This window comes from Desulfobacca acetoxidans DSM 11109 (assembly GCF_000195295.1).
Taxonomy (GTDB): Bacteria; Desulfobacterota; Desulfobaccia; order Desulfobaccales; family Desulfobaccaceae; genus Desulfobacca; species Desulfobacca acetoxidans.
The window spans coordinates 711014-728469 of the sequence record NC_015388.1; the positions used below are offsets into that span (position 1 = coordinate 711014).

The 17456-nt window shown below is 51.6% G+C and carries 18 protein-coding genes and 1 tRNA gene; 12 read left to right on the top strand and 7 right to left on the bottom strand.

The window, feature by feature from the left end:
* Positions 1-18: 18 nt before the first annotated feature.
* The 6 genes from DESAC_RS02980 to mraZ form a co-directional block, all read right to left on the bottom strand.
* Positions 19-1410 (bottom strand): UDP-N-acetylmuramoyl-tripeptide--D-alanyl-D-alanine ligase, encoded by a 1392-nt coding sequence (locus tag DESAC_RS02980; RefSeq protein ID WP_013705600.1) that lies wholly within the window; start codon positions 1408-1410, stop codon positions 19-21.
* The gene (locus DESAC_RS02985) at positions 1407-3002 is read right to left on the bottom strand and encodes a UDP-N-acetylmuramoyl-L-alanyl-D-glutamate--2,6-diaminopimelate ligase (protein WP_013705601.1); all 1596 of its coding nucleotides are present in this window, start codon (positions 3000-3002) and stop codon (positions 1407-1409) included. The genes DESAC_RS02980 and DESAC_RS02985 overlap by 4 nt, the downstream gene beginning before the upstream one ends.
* 352 nt (positions 3003-3354) lie before the next feature.
* Positions 3355-5415, bottom strand: a complete 2061-nt coding sequence (locus tag DESAC_RS02990; protein ID WP_013705602.1) for a PASTA domain-containing penicillin-binding protein — start codon at positions 5413-5415, stop codon at positions 3355-3357.
* 5 nt (positions 5416-5420) lie between these two features.
* Positions 5421-5780: a cell division protein FtsL gene (locus DESAC_RS02995; protein ID WP_013705603.1), complete on the bottom strand. Its 360-nt coding sequence runs from the start codon at positions 5778-5780 to the stop codon at positions 5421-5423.
* A gap of 98 nt (positions 5781-5878) precedes the next feature.
* A complete protein-coding gene (gene rsmH, locus DESAC_RS03000; protein ID WP_308726345.1) occupies positions 5879-6835 on the bottom strand; it encodes a 16S rRNA (cytosine(1402)-N(4))-methyltransferase RsmH in 957 nt (318 codons plus the stop codon).
* On the bottom strand, positions 6823-7257 hold the full coding sequence (gene mraZ / locus DESAC_RS03005; protein WP_013705605.1) for a division/cell wall cluster transcriptional repressor MraZ: 435 nt from the start codon (positions 7255-7257) through the stop codon (positions 6823-6825). The genes rsmH and mraZ overlap by 13 nt, the downstream gene beginning before the upstream one ends.
* 391 nt (positions 7258-7648) lie before the next feature.
* On the opposite strand from mraZ, the gene lipA reads away from it, so the two are divergent.
* From lipA to DESAC_RS03040, 8 genes are all read left to right on the top strand, one after another.
* The gene (gene lipA, locus DESAC_RS03010) at positions 7649-8491 is read left to right on the top strand and encodes a lipoyl synthase (RefSeq protein WP_013705606.1); all 843 of its coding nucleotides are present in this window, start codon (positions 7649-7651) and stop codon (positions 8489-8491) included.
* A gap of 164 nt (positions 8492-8655) precedes the next feature.
* Positions 8656-10962, top strand: a complete 2307-nt coding sequence (locus DESAC_RS03015; protein WP_013705607.1) for a DNA translocase FtsK — start codon at positions 8656-8658, stop codon at positions 10960-10962.
* A gap of 327 nt (positions 10963-11289) precedes the next feature.
* Complete coding sequence (locus DESAC_RS03020; protein WP_041283765.1) at positions 11290-11493, top strand: hypothetical protein; 204 nt, start codon at positions 11290-11292, stop codon at positions 11491-11493.
* Positions 11471-11950, top strand: a complete 480-nt coding sequence (locus DESAC_RS15640) for a DUF2335 domain-containing protein (protein WP_013705608.1) — start codon at positions 11471-11473, stop codon at positions 11948-11950. The genes DESAC_RS03020 and DESAC_RS15640 overlap by 23 nt, the downstream gene beginning before the upstream one ends.
* A gap of 124 nt (positions 11951-12074) precedes the next feature.
* On the top strand, positions 12075-13349 hold the full coding sequence (locus DESAC_RS03025; protein WP_013705609.1) for a DNA methyltransferase: 1275 nt from the start codon (positions 12075-12077) through the stop codon (positions 13347-13349).
* Entirely contained in the window at positions 13346-13696 is a 351-nt protein-coding gene (locus DESAC_RS03030) for a nucleotidyltransferase family protein (RefSeq protein WP_013705610.1), read from the top strand. Before DESAC_RS03025 ends, DESAC_RS03030 begins: the two co-directional genes overlap by 4 nt.
* On the top strand, positions 13689-14042 hold the full coding sequence (locus DESAC_RS03035) for a HepT-like ribonuclease domain-containing protein (RefSeq protein WP_013705611.1): 354 nt from the start codon (positions 13689-13691) through the stop codon (positions 14040-14042). Before DESAC_RS03030 ends, DESAC_RS03035 begins: the two co-directional genes overlap by 8 nt.
* The gene (locus DESAC_RS03040; RefSeq protein ID WP_013705612.1) at positions 14039-14683 is read left to right on the top strand and encodes an Ntn hydrolase family protein; all 645 of its coding nucleotides are present in this window, start codon (positions 14039-14041) and stop codon (positions 14681-14683) included. The genes DESAC_RS03035 and DESAC_RS03040 overlap by 4 nt, the downstream gene beginning before the upstream one ends.
* A 143-nt stretch (positions 14684-14826) precedes the next feature.
* Here DESAC_RS03040 and DESAC_RS03045 read toward each other — a convergent pair.
* A tRNA-Ser gene (locus DESAC_RS03045) sits at positions 14827-14919 on the bottom strand.
* Between the two features lie 92 nt (positions 14920-15011).
* Here DESAC_RS03045 and DESAC_RS03050 point away from each other — a divergent pair.
* The 4 genes from DESAC_RS03050 (at position 15012) to DESAC_RS03065 (ending at position 17438) form a co-directional block, all read left to right on the top strand.
* On the top strand, positions 15012-15560 hold the full coding sequence (locus tag DESAC_RS03050; protein WP_013705613.1) for a TIGR02594 family protein: 549 nt from the start codon (positions 15012-15014) through the stop codon (positions 15558-15560).
* A gap of 103 nt (positions 15561-15663) precedes the next feature.
* Positions 15664-16164, top strand: coding sequence for a helix-turn-helix domain-containing protein (locus DESAC_RS14975; protein ID WP_148231170.1), 501 nt, complete (start codon positions 15664-15666; stop codon positions 16162-16164).
* On the top strand, positions 16154-16789 hold the full coding sequence (locus tag DESAC_RS03060; protein ID WP_013705615.1) for an ImmA/IrrE family metallo-endopeptidase: 636 nt from the start codon (positions 16154-16156) through the stop codon (positions 16787-16789). Before DESAC_RS14975 ends, DESAC_RS03060 begins: the two co-directional genes overlap by 11 nt.
* Before the next feature lie 31 nt (positions 16790-16820).
* On the top strand, positions 16821-17438 hold the full coding sequence (locus tag DESAC_RS03065; RefSeq protein WP_013705616.1) for a hypothetical protein: 618 nt from the start codon (positions 16821-16823) through the stop codon (positions 17436-17438).
* Positions 17439-17456: the final 18 nt, after the last annotated feature.

Genomic DNA, 17456 nt, shown 5'->3' on the forward strand with positions numbered 1-17456 from the left:
TTTCTTTCTCTGGTCTAATTATAGGCAGGCCAGGAGCTTTTCCATTGTTGCGCCGCGAGAGCCTTTGACTAACAGCGTATCTCCGGGGCGACAAAACCCTCTGATAATGTCGGCGCCCTCGGCATGGGACGCCACCAGATAAATACGGGAGTGAGGCATGCCCGCCGCCAAAGCCCCCTGTCGGACCGAGTCCTTAAATTTTCCCCAGACAACTAATAGATCGACCTGCAGCTGTGCCGCCAGGGCCCCTAACTGCCGATGTGCCGGGATGGTTTCCCGACCCAGCTCCAACATGTCTCCCAGGGCCGCCACTGCCCTGCCTTGATTTTTCAAACTGGCCAGGGTCTGCAAAGCCATGGCCATAGAGCCCGGGTTGGCATTGTAACAATCATTGAAGATATGTATTCCAGAGGTATGGCATTGCATCTGGCTCCGATGCTTCAAGCCGGCGAAGCGGCCTAAGGCCTGAGAGATCTGCTCCGCTGGGAGACCCAGGGCCAATCCCACTGCCGCCGCCGCCAGGGCGTTATAGAGCTGGTGGCGACCGGGAAGCTGGAGTTCCAGGGGCCAGATCTTGCCCTGGTGGCGAATTTCCGCCCGCTGCCCCCAAACCCCGCACTGGCAGGGAGGTCCAGCCTGGATTTGAGCTCCCGGATCGAAGCCAAAACTCAGCGTTTGTCCCTTAAAATGGTGGAGCGCCGCTCTCAGCCGTTGGTCATCGGCATTATAGATGATCAAGCCGTTGTTTCTCAGTCCTTGGATGACTTCCGCCTTGGCTTGGGCTACCCCTTCCAGGCTGCCCAAGCCTTCCAGATGGGCGGCATGCACATTGGTCACGACGGCGATATCGGGTCGGGCAATTTGAGCCAGACGGCGGATTTCCCCGAAATGGTTCATTCCCATTTCTACTACTGCCGTCTCATGGCCGGTGTTTAAGGCTAATAAGGTTTGGGGCAAGCCGATGAGATTGTTGAGATTCAATTCATTTTTCAGGACCCGGAAGCGGCTGGCGAGTACCAGAGCGATCATTTCCTTGGTGGTGGTCTTGCCGCAGCTACCGGTGATCGCAATGACCGGACCAGAAAACCGCTGGCGCCAACAATGGGCTAGGTCACCTAAAGCCCTGAGCGTCTCGGGAACCAGAACAATTGTCAGGTCTTTGGGGAATTGGTGGTTCTGGCGCTGCCACCAAGCCTCTGCCGCCACCAGGGCTCTGACGCCGCGTTTTATGGCACGATCAATGAAATCGTGGCCGTCAAAACGCTCACCTCTTAAAGGGATAAAAATCTCTCCGGCCTGGGCGGTCCGGGAATCGGTGGAGACGCCGACGAAATTACCGCCAGCGCCGGGTTGGAGCAGCCGGCCGCCGGTGCAGGCGATAATGTCCCGGACGGAAAAAACTGCACTCATGCCCCCTTCCTCCGATTGGCAGCTTGTCGCAGCTTGTCAGGATCTGTTACATTTTTGGCCCTGGCAGATAACGCCGCCGCCGCTTCTTCCCGATCATCAAAATGAATCCGCCTGGTTCCCAGTATCTGGTAGGTTTCGTGTCCTTTACCGGCCAGTAAGATAACCTCACCAGGATTGCCGATGGCGATCGCCTGACGGATAGCCTGCCGGCGGTCGGCAATCACCAGATAGCCCCGGTGACCCTCTCGAGCTTCAGAAACATCGAGTCGGGGGCAGTTCATCTCTCTCAAGCCTGCAAGAATATCTTCGATGATTGCTAAAGGCTCCTCCGTACGCGGGTTGTCGCTGGTAATTATGACCACATCGCTGCCCCGGGCCACCACCTGGCCCATCAGGGGGCGTTTGCGCCGGTCCCGATCGCCGCCGCAGCCGAAGACAGTGATTATCCGGTCGAAATCTAGTGCCTTTAAAGCGGCCAGGACTTTCTCCAGGGCGTCCGGCGTATGGGCATAGTCAACCAAGACCAGGGGCTGTCCGGGCGCCGCTACCGGCTCTAATCTGCCATCCACCCCGGTGATGTTGGCCAACCCGGTGACTACGTGCTCCGGACTGATCCCCAGACCCAGGGCCGCTCCGCTGGCGGCAAGGATATTATAGAGATTGTAGCGACCCATCAGGGGCGAAACAATGTCCAATCTGCCATAGGGAGTATGTAACCGAGCCTGAATACCCTGGTGCGTCAGGGTAATGTCCTCTGGCCGGATATCAGCGCCCGCGGCAAACCCATAGGTCAACACCGGCGGCGAGGTCTGCGGCAGCAGTTTCTGCCCCCAGGGGTCATCCCGATTGATCACCGCCAACTGCGGGCCATCGCCACAGTCTGTCAACAGTTCGCAGAAAAGACGGCTCTTAACGGCAAAATACGATTCCATATCGCCATGATAATCCAGATGGTCCTGCGATAGATTGGTGAACAGTCCCGCAGCAAACCGCACCGCCTGCACCCGCTTCAAATCCAGGGCGTGAGAGGATACCTCCATTATGGCGCAATCAACCGCGGCAGCCCGCATTTCAGCCAGTAAATCTTGCAGGTCCAGCGACTCCGGCGTCGTTACCGGCGAGGAGCGCACCTGGGAACCGAAACGGCAGTTCACGGTGCCGATAACCCCCACTTGGGCGCCGCTGGCCTGCCAGATAGCCTCTAACAGATACGATGTCGTGGTTTTGCCGTTTGTGCCGGTAATGCCGACCACGGTCAGGTTGCAAGAAGGATGATCATAAAAGGCCGCCGCCATATGCGCCAGTGCCAGGCGGGTATCAGGAACTTGAACGCAAACCACTCCAGGAGTAGGTTCGACTGCATCTTCCAGCACCACGACGGCTGCGCCTCTCTCGATAGCCTTGTCGATATAGAGATGACCATCTGTTTGGCAGCCCTTGAGGGCTACGAAAACCTCACCCGAGGCTACTCTGCCGGAATGGTAAGCCAATCCCTGAACCGGGACCTGTTCGTCTCCCCAGATACGCAGATACTTCAACCCACTCAAGAGTTGTGCCAGGTTTTTACCGGCTGGGCCGTCTAATCCGGACAAAAATATTCCTTTAACTCTTGCCAGCTTAGAAATTATTTTGGAGAAGATGAGAATTTAGTGAAGTTCTTTTTAGACTAACTGAACTCCCCTCTCTTTGCAAGTTCATATTCCAACCCAGAAATAATTCATTTGTATGTAATTAGCATTATAAATAATTATTCGCACACGAGGAAGATTCCCTCTGTCGGGGCGCTGTTGGCTGCACGCTTTTAGGGTTATTTCCCAGCCTGGGCAAAAGTAATTTTCTCACTGCGGCGGGAGGCACTTCGCTTTCCCGCCCTACCGGTTGTATTTTCTCGGTAATACGGTTGAAATCAAATTTTTCCATAAGGGCCACTGAATGCTTTAAAATTCAGGACTGGGGTTTAAATTTCACCCAACAGAATTTATCTGATGGCAGCGGCTCTCCGGGTGCCGGCCGCTGTTCCACCGCGAAGCCCCGGCCTTCGATCCGATAACGCATTCCCGCCCGGTTGAGCAGAGAGATAACCTGGCGGATGGTCATACCCTTAAAATTCGGCATCTGCTGGAGAGAATCGGTTTCTAGCGGAATGCTTGTCAGGCTGGCCTGCACCGTCGGCAATGGTTCGGGCGTCGGGGTCGGAGTCTCTTTCAAAGGTGGTTTCGGCGACTTAAGCGGAGGCGAAGTCGGGGTGGTGGGGGGGTGCTGTTGGGGGTAATAACCCAAAAATCTCAGCGATTGGGCGGCAATTTCCCGAAAGATGGGTGCGGCCACCACACCGCCGTAAATCGCCCCTTTTGGTTCATCGATGACCACCACAATGGCCAAGACGGGGTTTTCGGCCGGCGTTAATCCGACAAACAAAGAATTGTACTTGCTTTTGGAAAAGGCCCGGCCTACCACTTTTTGGGCCGTGCCCGTCTTGCCAGCTACGGTGTAGCCTGGCGGTACCGCCTCGGTCCCCGTTCCGCCCGGTTCAGTTGCGGTCTTCATCATGTCCAGCATTGTTTTCGCGGTCTGGGGGGATAGTACCTGGCGAACTGCGGTGGGGTGGAAATTTTTGACGGTTTCCCCCTTATGATCGATAATTTTTTTAACAAGCAAGGGCTGCATAAGGATGCCGTCGTTGCCCAACGCCGCCAGCGCCATGGTCATCTGCAGCGGTGTGATAGTGATGCCCTGGCCGAAGGAGACGGTGACCCGATCAATCAGGGACCGGCAGGAGGTGATATTGCGCACCAGACCGTAATTTTCTCCCGAATAACAGATTCCAGTCCGCTGACCGAAGCCGAAGCCCTTTAAATAATGCGCCGTTCGGTGCGGGCCAAGCTTGAGACCTATCTTGGCGGCTCCGATGTTGCTCGATTTCTTGATTATTTCACTGACAGTAAGGCCGCCGTAAGGATGAACGTCATGGATCACTCCGCATGCCCCCAGACTATAGGCGCCGTTCTCGCAGTGGAATTTATCCATGGGCTTTACCACCTTGGCATCCAAGGCCGCCGCCACAGTAAAGATTTTAAAAGTTGAACCGGGTTCAAGGGCCATCGTTACATTGCGATTCTGATAGTGTTCTTTAGTATATTGAAAATAGTGATTTGGATCAAAGCCTGGGATCTGGGCCATGGCCAGGATTTCCCCGGTCTGAGGCGCGGCTACCACGACATAACCACCGGCGGCATGCCACTTATTGACCCCTTGCTGTAATTCTTTCTCTGCAATATATTGAATCGTTCGATCGATGCTGAGGATTATGTTGTCGCCCATAGTGTCATCGATTAATTCTTTTTCGCTCGAGATAACGATATGACCGCGGGCGTCCAGTATGTTAATGCACTTCTGCGGTTTGCCATAAATATACTCATCGAACTGGCGTTCCAAACCTTCCAAACCGCGTCCGTCAATGTCACAGAATCCGAGGATCGGTCCGGCCAGAGACTGGTGGGGATAATAGCGTCGTGCCTCCGGAATCAGATACATGGCGTCTAGACTGGCATCTTTGCTGTCAATATTCTTTTCCTGACCTAAATTTATTTTCTCATAGTTGGCTTTAAAGTTTTCCACTGCTTCGGTCTGTTGTGGCGTCAGGTGGCGTTTAACCCAGATAAACGGCCGGTCTCTTGCTAAAAGCTCAAGTAATTGAGGCGCTGGTATACCGATAAGAGGAGCAAGCTTTCTACTAAGCAGTTTCTTTTCAGTAAGACGGCGCGGGTGTGCTCCCAGGGATTTTACAAAGGTGCTGATGGCAAGTTCCGCCTGGTTGCGATCCATTATCGAGCCCCGAATAGGTAGGACGGGACAGTGCTTCTCATGTTCTCGCACCGCCATCTCTTCTAGGGCCGGGCCTCGGATGAATTTTAATTCTACAATCCGACAGAACACCGCCAGGAAGAAAATACCCAACCCCAAGCCCACGAGAATTATGCGGACACGTATCCACTTGCCAAGCATGGCGTTTACCTCAGGTTGACCACCTGATGTGACTCCGGTGGTGCCATGCTGAAGTTTTCCGTAGCCAAACTTTCCAACCGAGCCAGAGATTTCAGATTCATCAGTTCTATCCGCAGCTTGCGGTTTAAATTGTGCAATTCCTTCTGGTCATTGTAGGTCTGCGAGATCTGGGAACTGAGTTCGAGATATTGCAGATGCGACCAGGTAAAAAGCAGGCCGGTAAAAACCAGACCGGCCAGCAGGACGATAATGACCATCATTTTTGCCGCCCCAATCTGTGGAACCGGACTGGCTGAAGCGAACCGTCGATTATCACCCAAGAGTACTTTGTCTAATGCAATCGTGCGAACATTGTTGCGAGCCATGGGCGCCTCGATCCTTTCCTTGCAGGTGAGTGGTTGGCAAGAAGAACCGCCTGAATTACAGGGGAAGCATGCACCGTAGACTAAACGATCGGGTTGAGTCACCTCCTTGAACCGGTTTTTAGGTTTTTGTCCGGGGAAGCGGGCAGTTTCTCCACTGTCCGCATCTTGGCGCTGCGGGCGCTGGGATTGCTAGCGACTTCCGCTTCGCCGGGAATCAGCGGTTTTTTATATCGACGGCGGACTGATCCAGCCCGCTCCGCCTCGATAAAGGCCCGCTTTACAATCCTGTCTTCGAGAGAATGATAGTCGATAATCACCAACCGTCCGCCCGGGGCCAGGACCTTGATAGCCTGGGGAATAAACGCGGATATTTTTTCCAGTTCCTGATTAACTGCAATTCTGAGGGCCTGGAAAACCCGCGTGGCGGGATGAATCCGTTTCATACCGGTCTTGGGTGGGAGGGATCGGAGGATAACCTCCACTAATTGATTGGTGGTTATCAGGGGGGCCTGTTGACGCGCCCGCACGATATTGCGGGCAATCCGGCGGGCCCAGCGCTCTTCCCCCAGTTCCCAGAACATCCGGCTTAACTGGGCTTCAGGTTCGGTGTTGAGCAGATCAGCGGCCGTTGTTGTCTGAACATCAGGATTCATCCGCATGTCCAAGGGTTCCTTCCCTTTAAAACTGAAACCACGGCCAGAGCTCTTGAGCTGTTCGGTGGAGATGCCAAGATCAAGCAGTATGCCGTCGACGGATTCTATCCGCCGCTGCTGTAAAATCTCCGCCAACTGCGTATAACAACTGTGAATGAGATATACCCGGGGACCGTAAGGGAGCAATCGCAGGGCCGCAATCTGCAGGGCCGCCGAGTCCTGGTCTAAGCCCACTACCTGACCGGTAGGAGAGCTTCTGAGCAAAATAGCCTCGGCATGTCCACCCAACCCAACCGTGCCGTCGACATAGATGTGGCCGGGTTGGCACTGCAGTTCCGCCAGAACTTCCTGCACCATCACCGGGACATGGAGAATTCCCGTATCAATGGCTAGATCCCTAATTCCTTTCTCACTTCGTCACTGTCCATGGCTTCAATACGCGTCATCTCCTGATCCCAAAGCTGCCGGTCCCAGATTTCAAAACAACGCACCGCCCCTGCTAAAACAACATCCTTGTCCAACTTAGCATATTCCCGTAAACTGGGTGGGAGGAGAATCCGGCCCTGCCGGTCTAATGGACATTCAGACGCTCCGGAAACAAACAGCCGCTGAAAGGCACGAAAATCCTTCCGGAGAAAAGAAAGCTGGCTTAATCGCTGTTCGATGACCTCCCATTCCGATTGGGGGAAAGCGATCAGGTAGCCGTCCAGGTTGGTGACAATGAGATGCCTGTCGGTGCGCTCCTGAAGGATTTCACGGTAGCGCGGCGGGATGGTAATGCGCCCCTTGTCATCCATGACATGGAAAAAGCGCCCCCGAAACAATGTGGCCCCCTATTCCCCAAATTTAACCACTTAGTACCACTTTCTCCCACTTACCTGCAAAATACGGTTATTCATTGTTCTTGTCAAGAAAAAATTATTATTGTGAAAAATATTTCATGCTCTTCCATTTACCTAAGCCGTGGCAATAGGACAGACATTTTCTGATTCTAAAAACAGGACCGGTCTCAACTATGCCGTCATTACCGGCGGGAAGCATACCGCGTTTTTTTATTGGAGGTAATATTGCCAATAATTTGGTACAATAAACAAAGATAAGCTCGGGGTGACCACAAGGGAAAAAAAAGGCCAAAAATATTAGAGATCTTGCGGGAGAAGTTGAGGATGTTGTTTTGTCCTTCCAGCCGGGTTGCCTTGGATAAGTGAGGGTATTATGGCTTATCCAGAGTGGCTGCAGGGGCTCTTGGGTTCAAGGTTAAGCCCGGAGCGGAGTGCAGAGTCTGAAAAGCTGGCGTATCGACTGAGAAACCTGGAGTTAAGAACTATTTGCCAGACAGCTCGGTGCCCCAATCAGGCGCACTGCTGGTCCCAGGGGAGGGCAACCTTTCTTATCATGGGAGAGATTTGTACCCGGGGGTGCCGGTTCTGCAATCTCCGGCCCGGCAAACCCAGGGAGGTGGAGGAGGATGAACCCTGGCGACTGCTCAGGGCTGCGCAGGAGTTGCAGTTGAGGCATCTGGTCGTAACCTCGGTTACCCGCGACGATCTGGCGGACGGCGGCGTAGCGCACTTTGCCAAAGTAGTGCGGGTAGTGCGCCGCGGGGTTCCTGGCATCGTCCTAGAACTTCTGACCCCGGATTTTCAGGGTCAGACCGAGTCATTGAAGGCCGTAGCCGCCGCTGGCCCGGATGTCTGGGGTCACAATATTGAGACCGTTCCCCGGCTCTACCCGAGCATCCGGCTCGGTGCCGATTATCGTCGTTCTTTGCGGTTGTTGGCGCAGATCAGAACGATCCAGCCCGGAACTATCACTAAATCCGGACTGATGTTAGGTCTGGGAGAGACCGGGGAGGAAATCTCCGAGGTGTTGCACGATCTCAGACAGGCAGGAGTTCAGCATCTGACCCTCGGGCAGTACCTGGCTCCCTCACGACGCCACGTTCCGGCAGCGCGCTACGTTGTCCCGGCGGAATTTGACTTTTGGGGTAATTTCGCCCGCAGCCTGGGCTTTGCAAAAGTTAAAAGCGGACCATTGGTTCGAAGTTCCTCCCCGTAAGCGCTAGCTGAAAATTATCTCCTGCGAGAAAGGTTCATTGGCAATAATGCCTCAAAAATCGCCGTTGGAGGCGCTGCTGAGTATGCTGACTTCACTTTTTAATAGACGTTGCATTCCGGCTTCCGAGCGGCTACCATGAGCCAATTAAAATCCAATATTTTTCTATGCCTACCAATAAAAAAGTAAAAAAGAAGGCCGTCGCCGTTTCCCGTCGGCCAGCCCCACCGATTGCACCGCCCCCGGTTCGGCGACTCGGTCAGGAACTGGGTGCCCTCGTCCTCCTGGTGTTGGATGCCTTTCTGATTTTGAGCCTGGCCTCCTACAACCCGGCGGACCCCCAAACCCTGGCGGCCCTCGGCAAGGCTGCGGCGGTAGCGAATTGGGCCGGTAAAGCGGGGGCTTTATTGTCGGCCTGGCTCATGGGCGCCATCGGTCTGGCGGCTTTCTGGCTGCCCATCATGGTGAGCTGGCTAGCCCTGCAATGTTACCAGAGGACCGCCGGGGTGTTGTCGCCCTGGACGGTGGTTGCCTACCTGGCATTGCCACTGACCAGCGCCGGTCTTCTGGCGTTGGGTTGGCCTGTCCTCAACTGGGGGAGCGGTCTGCTATGGGGAGGCGGCGCAATGGGGAGGTGGCTTACCGACCTGTCGCAGCCGGTGTTGAATCTAGCCGGGACGGTGTTAGTACTGACGGCTGCTTCCCTGGCCGCTTTTATGGGTGTTACGCGTCTTTCCTATGTTGCCGTTTTGCGTCGGTTGGCGGGAGTGTTGGGAAACCTGGCCCGGTCCCGGCCATCAGCGCCGCACTCTGAAGGTGAACGGGAACCGGTCATCGAACGGCAGCGATCTTTATCCAAAGTTACCGCCTTGGAGATCAATCATTCGGTCAAACAGGAAGCTGCACCTCCTATTGCCTCGGCTGGTCCTGCCAGTCCTGTTCTAGAAACTCCCCCGGCCTCTACGCCGGAACCGGCACCTGCGCCCGGAGGACCGGAAAAATCCGGCAAACGCACCCAAAAGGCCAAAATGCCGCCTATCAGTAACTTCCAGTTGCCGCCGGTGGATTTTCTGTCTCCGCCGCCGCCTTATGATCAGCAGGTTCAGGAGGAAGCCCTACTGGCCCAGGCCCGGAAGCTGGAAAACACGCTGATGCACTTCGGTGTAGAAGGTAAGGTGGTGGCCATCCGCCCCGGCCCGGTGATCACCATGATCGAATTCGAACCGGCCCTGGGTGTCAAGATCAGCAAGGTCACCGGTCTGGCTGATGATCTGGCCCTGGCCCTCAAGGCCCTGTCCATCCGCATTGTCGCCCCGGTGCCGGGCAAGGCGGTCATCGGCATCGAGGTTCCCAATCCCAAACGCCAGTTGGTCACCCTGCGGGAAGTGCTCAGCCATGAGATCTACCACAAATCCCCTTCCCGCCTGACCATTGCCCTGGGTAAGGACATTACCGGCCAGTCGGTGGTAGCGGATCTGGCTAAAATGCCGCACCTGCTCATCGCCGGGGCCACCGGCACGGGCAAGAGCGTCGGGCTTAACGCCATGATCATCAGCATTCTCTATAAGGCTACCCCGGAAGAGGTGCGCTTCCTCATGGTGGACCCCAAGCGCATTGAATTATCCACCTATGAAGGTATTCCTCACCTCCTGCATCCGGTGGTTACCAATCCCAAGGTGGCCACCACATCCCTTCGCTGGGCGGTGGAGGAGATGGAGCGGCGTTATGGTCTGCTCTCCGATATGGAAGTGCGCAATATCGAAAACTATAATCAGAAGCTGATCAAAGAGCAGCAGGTCTATACCGATGACGAGGATGAGCCAAAGCTGCGCCTGCTGCCTTATATTGTCATAATCATTGATGAATTGGCCGATCTGATGCTGGTCTCCTCCCGGGAGACGGAGGAATATCTCATCCGCCTGGCCCAAAAATCGCGCGCCGCCGGCATCCACCTGATCCTGGCTACGCAACGGCCCTCGGTGGACGTCATCACCGGCCTCATCAAAGCCAACTTCCCCACCCGGATTTCTTTTCAGGTCTCCTCCAAGGTGGACTCCCGCACTATTCTGGACACCATCGGCGCCGAGCGCCTCCTGGGTATGGGCGACATGCTCTTCATTCCGCCCGGCACCTCCCGGCTGAAACGTATCCACGGCGCCTTCGTCTCTGAAGACGAGGTCAAACGGGTGGTCGAGTATCTTAAAACCCAGCAGGCGCCGGTTTTTGAGGTGGGCATCTTAGAGATGCAGGAAGAAGAGGCCAAAGAGGAGGAGATGGGGGACAAAGATGAGAAATACGCCGATGCCATTGAAATCGTCGCCGAGACCCGGCAGGCGTCTATCTCCATGCTGCAGCGGCGGCTGCGCATCGGCTATAACCGGGCCGCCCGCATCATCGAAATGATGGAAAAAGAGGGCCTGGTGGGACCGTCCGACGGCATCAAGGCACGGGAGGTGTATGTCCCGCGGCGGTGAATCTTTTCCCTGGCTTTTTGAATATAAGAACTTTCATATTTAGATAAAACCTATTAATTGGCCATCAATATTATCAAAAAGCTTGTCAATTAAAGAAGCCCAAAAATAGTAATGTATCATTTTCAAATTCTCATGGATGGCAGTTTATTGGAAAATTCTGGATAGTGGAATGAAAGGGACAGTATAAACTACTGTTCTGGAGAATCTAGCGGATTTGGTTCAGTTATAAAATTGAAAAAAGAGTTAATTAACCAAGGTGGGGTAATTATAAATTTTTAGTTTGACATTGGATGATTATTCTAGATACAATCCTCCCACGGGTGGATTATGACTAATTTATTTCTCTTTGGAAGCTTTGGTTTTTTTGAAGGCTTGGCCAGAGTTGTTGACATCGGTGGCACAATGGTTGTCTATAATGATTCTCCTACACCCGAAGAAGCTGATAGAAAAGCCTTATTCTCCGATTGGCGCACTGTTGGTGATGATATAAGTACTGCCGTGAACTTATATGCCAAAAAACCGGCAGAATAAAAAAAACAAAGGGGACCTTTCCTCTTGTTCCCCACTCCCATCCAGTTCTCCAAGTCCTAATAATTTACAATTTCTAAGTGCAGCCCGATCGGCGCCACTACCTCTTCCTTCAGAATTAGAAGCCTATGAATCTATTTTGCCTGGAGCGGCCCAGCGAATATTTTTAATGGCTGAGGCTCAATCAAATCATAGGCAAAGGTTGGAAGTTAAAGCGCTATCTATAGAAGGAAGAAATAGTTTACTCGGAATTTTAGCGGGATGGTTTCTGGGAACGCTCGGCCTTTTAACTAGCGGTTTATGTATTTATTCTGGTCATGATGCTGCAGGAGCGACAATCGGCGGTATAAGTTTAGCCTCTTTAGTGGGAACTTTTATTTATGGAACTCGCGAACGGCGTCTTGAACGAGAACATAAATATCTTGCCTTCCAAAATCAACGTAAAAGCCAAAAAAAATGACGGAATATTCAATTTCGGCGAATACCATAGCTGATTGTGGAAGAATGGTGGATAAACGGTGAACTTGGAATTACCACCAAAATAAGCCGCACCAAGGCCATAAATTTACTTGGGCGCATTTTTTATGACGCATAACCAGCTTGATTTATTCTCTGTCGGACCCTGTAATCTGCATTGTTCTGAGGCGGAGTTTGTCGCTGAAATTGAAAAGTTTGATGAGTTCGGCAAGGCAACCCAAGTTTTTGTCTTCCCCGACCAGGCAGTCAACATTCCGGTCTATATTAATGAATTCTGGACTGCCAAACAGCGGGCGGCCCATTCTCTGCACGAAATATCGTATCGGGCCTGTTTTAAACCGCAGTTGCCGCGATTTTTTATCGAGCGCCTGACGCGCTTGGGCGAAGTGGTCTACGACCCTTTCATGGGGCGGGGCACCACCCTGATTGAGGCGGCTCTGTGGGGGAGGGTGCCAATCGGCTGCGATATCAACCCCCTGAGTGAGATACTGATACGTCCCCGATTAAACCCACCGGATATTTCAGAAGTGAAATCCAGGCTTACTGCTATTGATTTTAATCAGCCGGTTGACATCTTGGATGACCTGCTGGTTTTCTATCACCCTGAGACCCTGCGCGCCATCACCAATCTGCGCACTTATCTGTTAGAGCGGGCCGGGGGAGGTGAGCTTGATCGGATCGATGCCTGGATTCGCCTGGTGGCCACTAACCGGCTGACCGGGCATTCCAAGGGATTTTTTTCTGTCTATACCATGCCGCCCAATCAGGCGGTGTCGGTGGCGTCACAGCAGCGGATTAATGAAAAACGCCAGCAAATCCCGCCCTGGCGAAATGTTCCGGATATTATCCTAAAGAAAAGCCGTTCCCTGCTGGGCAAATTGACGCTTTCAGACCGGCAGGCCTTGAAAGAAAACGCCCCCCATGCCCTCCTGCTCACCGGCTCGGCTGAGAATACTCCCGCCATCCCGGATCAGACCGTGTCTTTGGTCGTCACCTCTCCACCCTTCCTTGACATTGTCAACTATCAGACGGATAATTGGCTCAGGTGTTGGTTCAATGGCCTGGACGCCTCCCAGGTCCGGATCTGGCAGGTGAAAAGACCACTGGAGTGGCAGGAACGGATGCAGCAGGTCTTTGCCGAACTGAATAGAGTCTTAAAGCCTGGGGGCCATGTGGCCTTTGAAGTGGGCGAGGTTCGAGGGGGGAAACTGCTGTTGGAAACTTTGGTGGTGCCTGCGGCTCAGGCAGCCGGACTGAAGCCTCTCATGGTTATCATCAACAATCAGGCCTTTACTAAGACTGCCAATTGCTGGGGAGTGGACAATCTCAAGAAAGGGACGAATACCAATAGGATCGTGCTTTTGAAAAAAAACTGCTTATGAGAACCAAACCCGATAAAAATAAGCGACCCCAGGAACTTTCTCAGGCTCAGATTTTAAACTTATTGAGAGAACTACTACCTAAGTTACGAGAAAAGTATGGTATCCAAAGGTTGGCTCTTTATGGTTCCTTTGCCAAAGCAAGGTCTCATGGGCAGAGTGACGTCGATATCCTGGTGCACCTGATAAAACCCCTGGGGTTTGATTTTATCGCTTTAGCTTTTGATTTGGAAAAGGCTTTGGGTCGCAAAGTTGACCTGACGACTTTCGAAACCCTGACCCGAAGTGAGGCAAATCCTCGCCATCAGCCTATCGTGCGGGATATTAAAAAGTCACTCATTTATGTCTAAACGCCGTGACCACGATTACGTGCTGGATATTATTGAGGCCTTAAATCGTCTCGAGGCTTATACGGCCGATTTATCCTATGAGGAATTCTGGCATGATACCAAAACCCAGGATGCGGTTATACGAAATATCGAGGTCATCGGTGAGGCGGTTAAAAACCTGTCTCCTCGGTTGCGAAGAACTTCTCCCCAGATACCCTGGAGGGATATGGCCAGGGCTCGGGATAAGTTGATTCATCACTATTTTGGTATCAATTATGAGATCGTTTGGACTATCGCCACTGAAGAACTCAAAACGTTGCAAGCCAAAATTGAGGCAGTTCTTACCGACCTGAGGCAGGAAAAATGACCCAGACCCTGGCGGGATTCAACCGACACGGCATTATCATGGCTTCCGACAGCCGAGCTACCCGTTTTAATGCTCGAGGGGAGAAAGAATATTTTTCGGTAGAGAAACTATTTCCTTTAGGCCGCTACGCCGGCATCGTTAGCGGCGGCTCCGGCGTCAGCATACCGCTCACCCATGGTCTGCGCCAGGAGGTAGTCCAACGCAGGCTGCTGGCCGTGGAGGACATCCTGGAATATGCCGAGCCTTTTCTGTCGGCGCGCTACGCTGACTATCTGGCGGTGCATGGTCCGGAAAAAGAGGAGGAGCTGCGGCGGCTCAATTTCATCATCGCCGGCTATTCCCTGGAAGACCCAGACCACCAGTATCAGATTTATCTGGTGGAAAGCGAAAACAACGCCCTGCCGTTCAAAATCACCCCGGTAAAGCCGTTGCTGGTAATGCCCCGCAATCTGAGCATGGAAATGCGGTTCCATAAGGCCCTGATCGCAGGCGCCGGTCTGGACGAATTGGCTTGTTTGTGTCGGGATTTTTTGGAAAAAGTCTCGGGTTTGCAGGAAGGAATCGGTCCGCCCTTTTACTTCGCCACTATTACCCGAGCCGGATACCGCAGCCTCGGTCCTGTGTCTGTCTCAAGAACATAATTCTGTTGCAAGAATACCGAGTTGGTGTCAGAAGGGTAAGAACGGCGGGCTAGTATCCTGTCTGTATTATCTCGCGCCTGGTAGGGAAAAGTCCTGAGAGGAGTACAAAGCCTTATGGCGCTCGCCCTCTGTTTCCATAAAGCTGGCGGAGAGAGAGGGATTCGAACCCTCGGAACACCTTTTGGGCGTTCACGCGATTTCCAGTCGCGCCCCTTCAGCCGCTCGGGCATCTCTCCGGGAAAAGGACGGTTCGGAAAAGAAATATTTCTTTAGTGTGACCTTTTGCTTATTAGTTGTCAACTACTAAAAAACATTTTTGGCGGAGGGGGTGGGTTTCGAACCCGCGTGGTTGAGAATCGCCTGGCAGGAACTGGGCGTCAAAGGGGCTCCTGAAACTAGTGATAATTTGCGGATAGTAGAATACTTGGAAGCCACGCCCCTGGGTCGGCCGGGAAATGAGAATAACGAAACACCATGGTGTTGTGGTTTCGTGAATTGGGTACTCAAACAGGCCGGCATCGAATCCCGGACCAACTCCGCCTGGGCTCGGTCCTGGCTCAATTGGGGCGTCGCTGCCGACGAGCCGATACCGGGGACCATCGCGGTCTTTTCCCGAAAAGCTAACGCCGGGCATGTGGGCTTCTACCTGGCCGAAGACGCCACCCGCATCCAGGTCCTAGGCGGCAACCAGGGCAACGCCGCAACCATCGCCTGGTTCCCCAAGGCTAACCTCTTGGGGTATCGGGAGCGACAAGGCTGGACGGTGCCAACGAGAAAGTCCTGTTTATGGTTATCGGGGCCTTATCTTCTATCGCCACTTCAGTGGTGGGGTATTATTTTGGTAGCTCGGAGAGGAGTGCCAAGAAAAATGAATTAGTACAAAACAAAAAATTTTAATCTATCTAGACACCTGCTAAATAGATTTCCTAAAACCTTCTTTGCTCTTTCCATTTAATGAGCCTGCTTTCAAAAAGCTGGTGTTGTCTATCTTCCTTTTAAAGTTGGGCGAAATTTTATTGACTTCATTTAATTGTGGTATTATAATTACCACAAAGAGAAAATTGATAATTTTGCAAAGCCATGGAGGCAACGGTGAGGAGGAAGAAATGTTTGGCGAATTTATTAAAAGGAGGAGGGTCAGTCAGGGCATAACGTTAAGGGAATTTTGCCGAAGGCTGAATGTGGATGCCAGCAATTGGAGCAAGGTCGAGAGAGGTTTGCTCTCACCTCCTCAGGATGAGGAAAAGCTCCAGGAAATAGCCCAGGTCCTGGAAATCCCCTTAAACTCTGACTCTTGGAAAGAACTGCGGGACAGCGCCAATATTGATGCAGGACTGATCCCCAAAGACATTTTATCAGATCAACAGATAGTCAACGCCCTACCAATGTTTTTTCGCACCATCAGGAGCGATAAACCCACACAAGAAGAACTGGAGGTCCTCATAGAAATCTTAAGAAAGGATAAAGATATTGAACTATAAGGATTTTAGGTGTGCCTGGATTGACAAAAAAATCATATGGGATATTGCCGATCGGGCAAGAGATGAGCTTTGGGCCAAAGAAAAACTACCCATAGATATGGAGGAAATAATTGAATTAAAACTGCAGCTTAATGTTGAACCGACCCATGGTCTGTTAAATCTAATTGATATGGATGCTTACTTGAAAATGGATTTAAGCGGCATCGTAGTTGACTATGATTCCTACATGGAAGCAAGATATGCCAACCGTTTGAGGTTTTCTTTAGCGCATGAACTTGGGCATTATATTCTTCATAAGGATGTTTACCTGAAATTAAACCTTACTTCCGCCGAAGAATGGAAAAATTTTATCATAAATGTACCAGAGGACGAGTATGGCGATTTCGAGTGGCAAGCGAATGAATTTGCCGGTCGTTTCTTGGTACCCCACAATTTTCTCAAAGCTCGGCTGGATGGAGTAATAAAGCTGATTAAACAGAATAAAGAATTGACAACGTATCTGAAAAAAGACCCTGATGCAGTTCTTTCTCGGGTGTCTCCTGTACTCCGAAAGCCTTTTGGAGTTTCGGAAGAAGTTATTGAACGCCGGCTCAAAAGGGAAAATCTCTGGCCTCCTGATTTCTGAAAGATATAAAATTTAAGAGTAAAGGGTACCAATGACAGGAATAGAAATTTTTTTTACTGCATTAGGTTCTGTAGTTGCGGCTTTATTAGCGGCGTATTTAGGCGGAAGATATACTTTTAGAGCAGTTGAAAAAACATTTGCAAAAAATTTAGAACTGCAGAAGGTCAATCAGGAAAATATTATAAAGGCTTTGCTACAGGCAATTCACGACGAGATTGAAACTTTATGGGAACATTACTCAAGTGAATTAGGTGCGAAAATTGATTCCTTACCAGATAATCATCCTTTAAATTATTTATTTCCAATACTTCAAGACTATTTTACAATATATACTGGCAATGCAATATTAATCGGCCATATATTTGATGTTGAATTGCGCAAGTCAATTGTTACAACGTATACAAAAGCTCGCGCTATGATAGATACAATAAGGTTAAATAATGAGTTAGTTCAAAAAAATGAATTCTGGTTTAGGCTCTATCAGCAGTCTAAAGACCCCACCTTAGCAAAAAATGTTGATGATTCATGGACCTTATTAATAGAATATGCAAAGGTAATAAAAAAATATCATGCAGATATGAAAATAACTGTTAATGATTTGCTGAGGAAGTTAAGGAAGACAGGGGTTTTATATCAAGAAAGACAATAAAATCCCTTATAACTATCC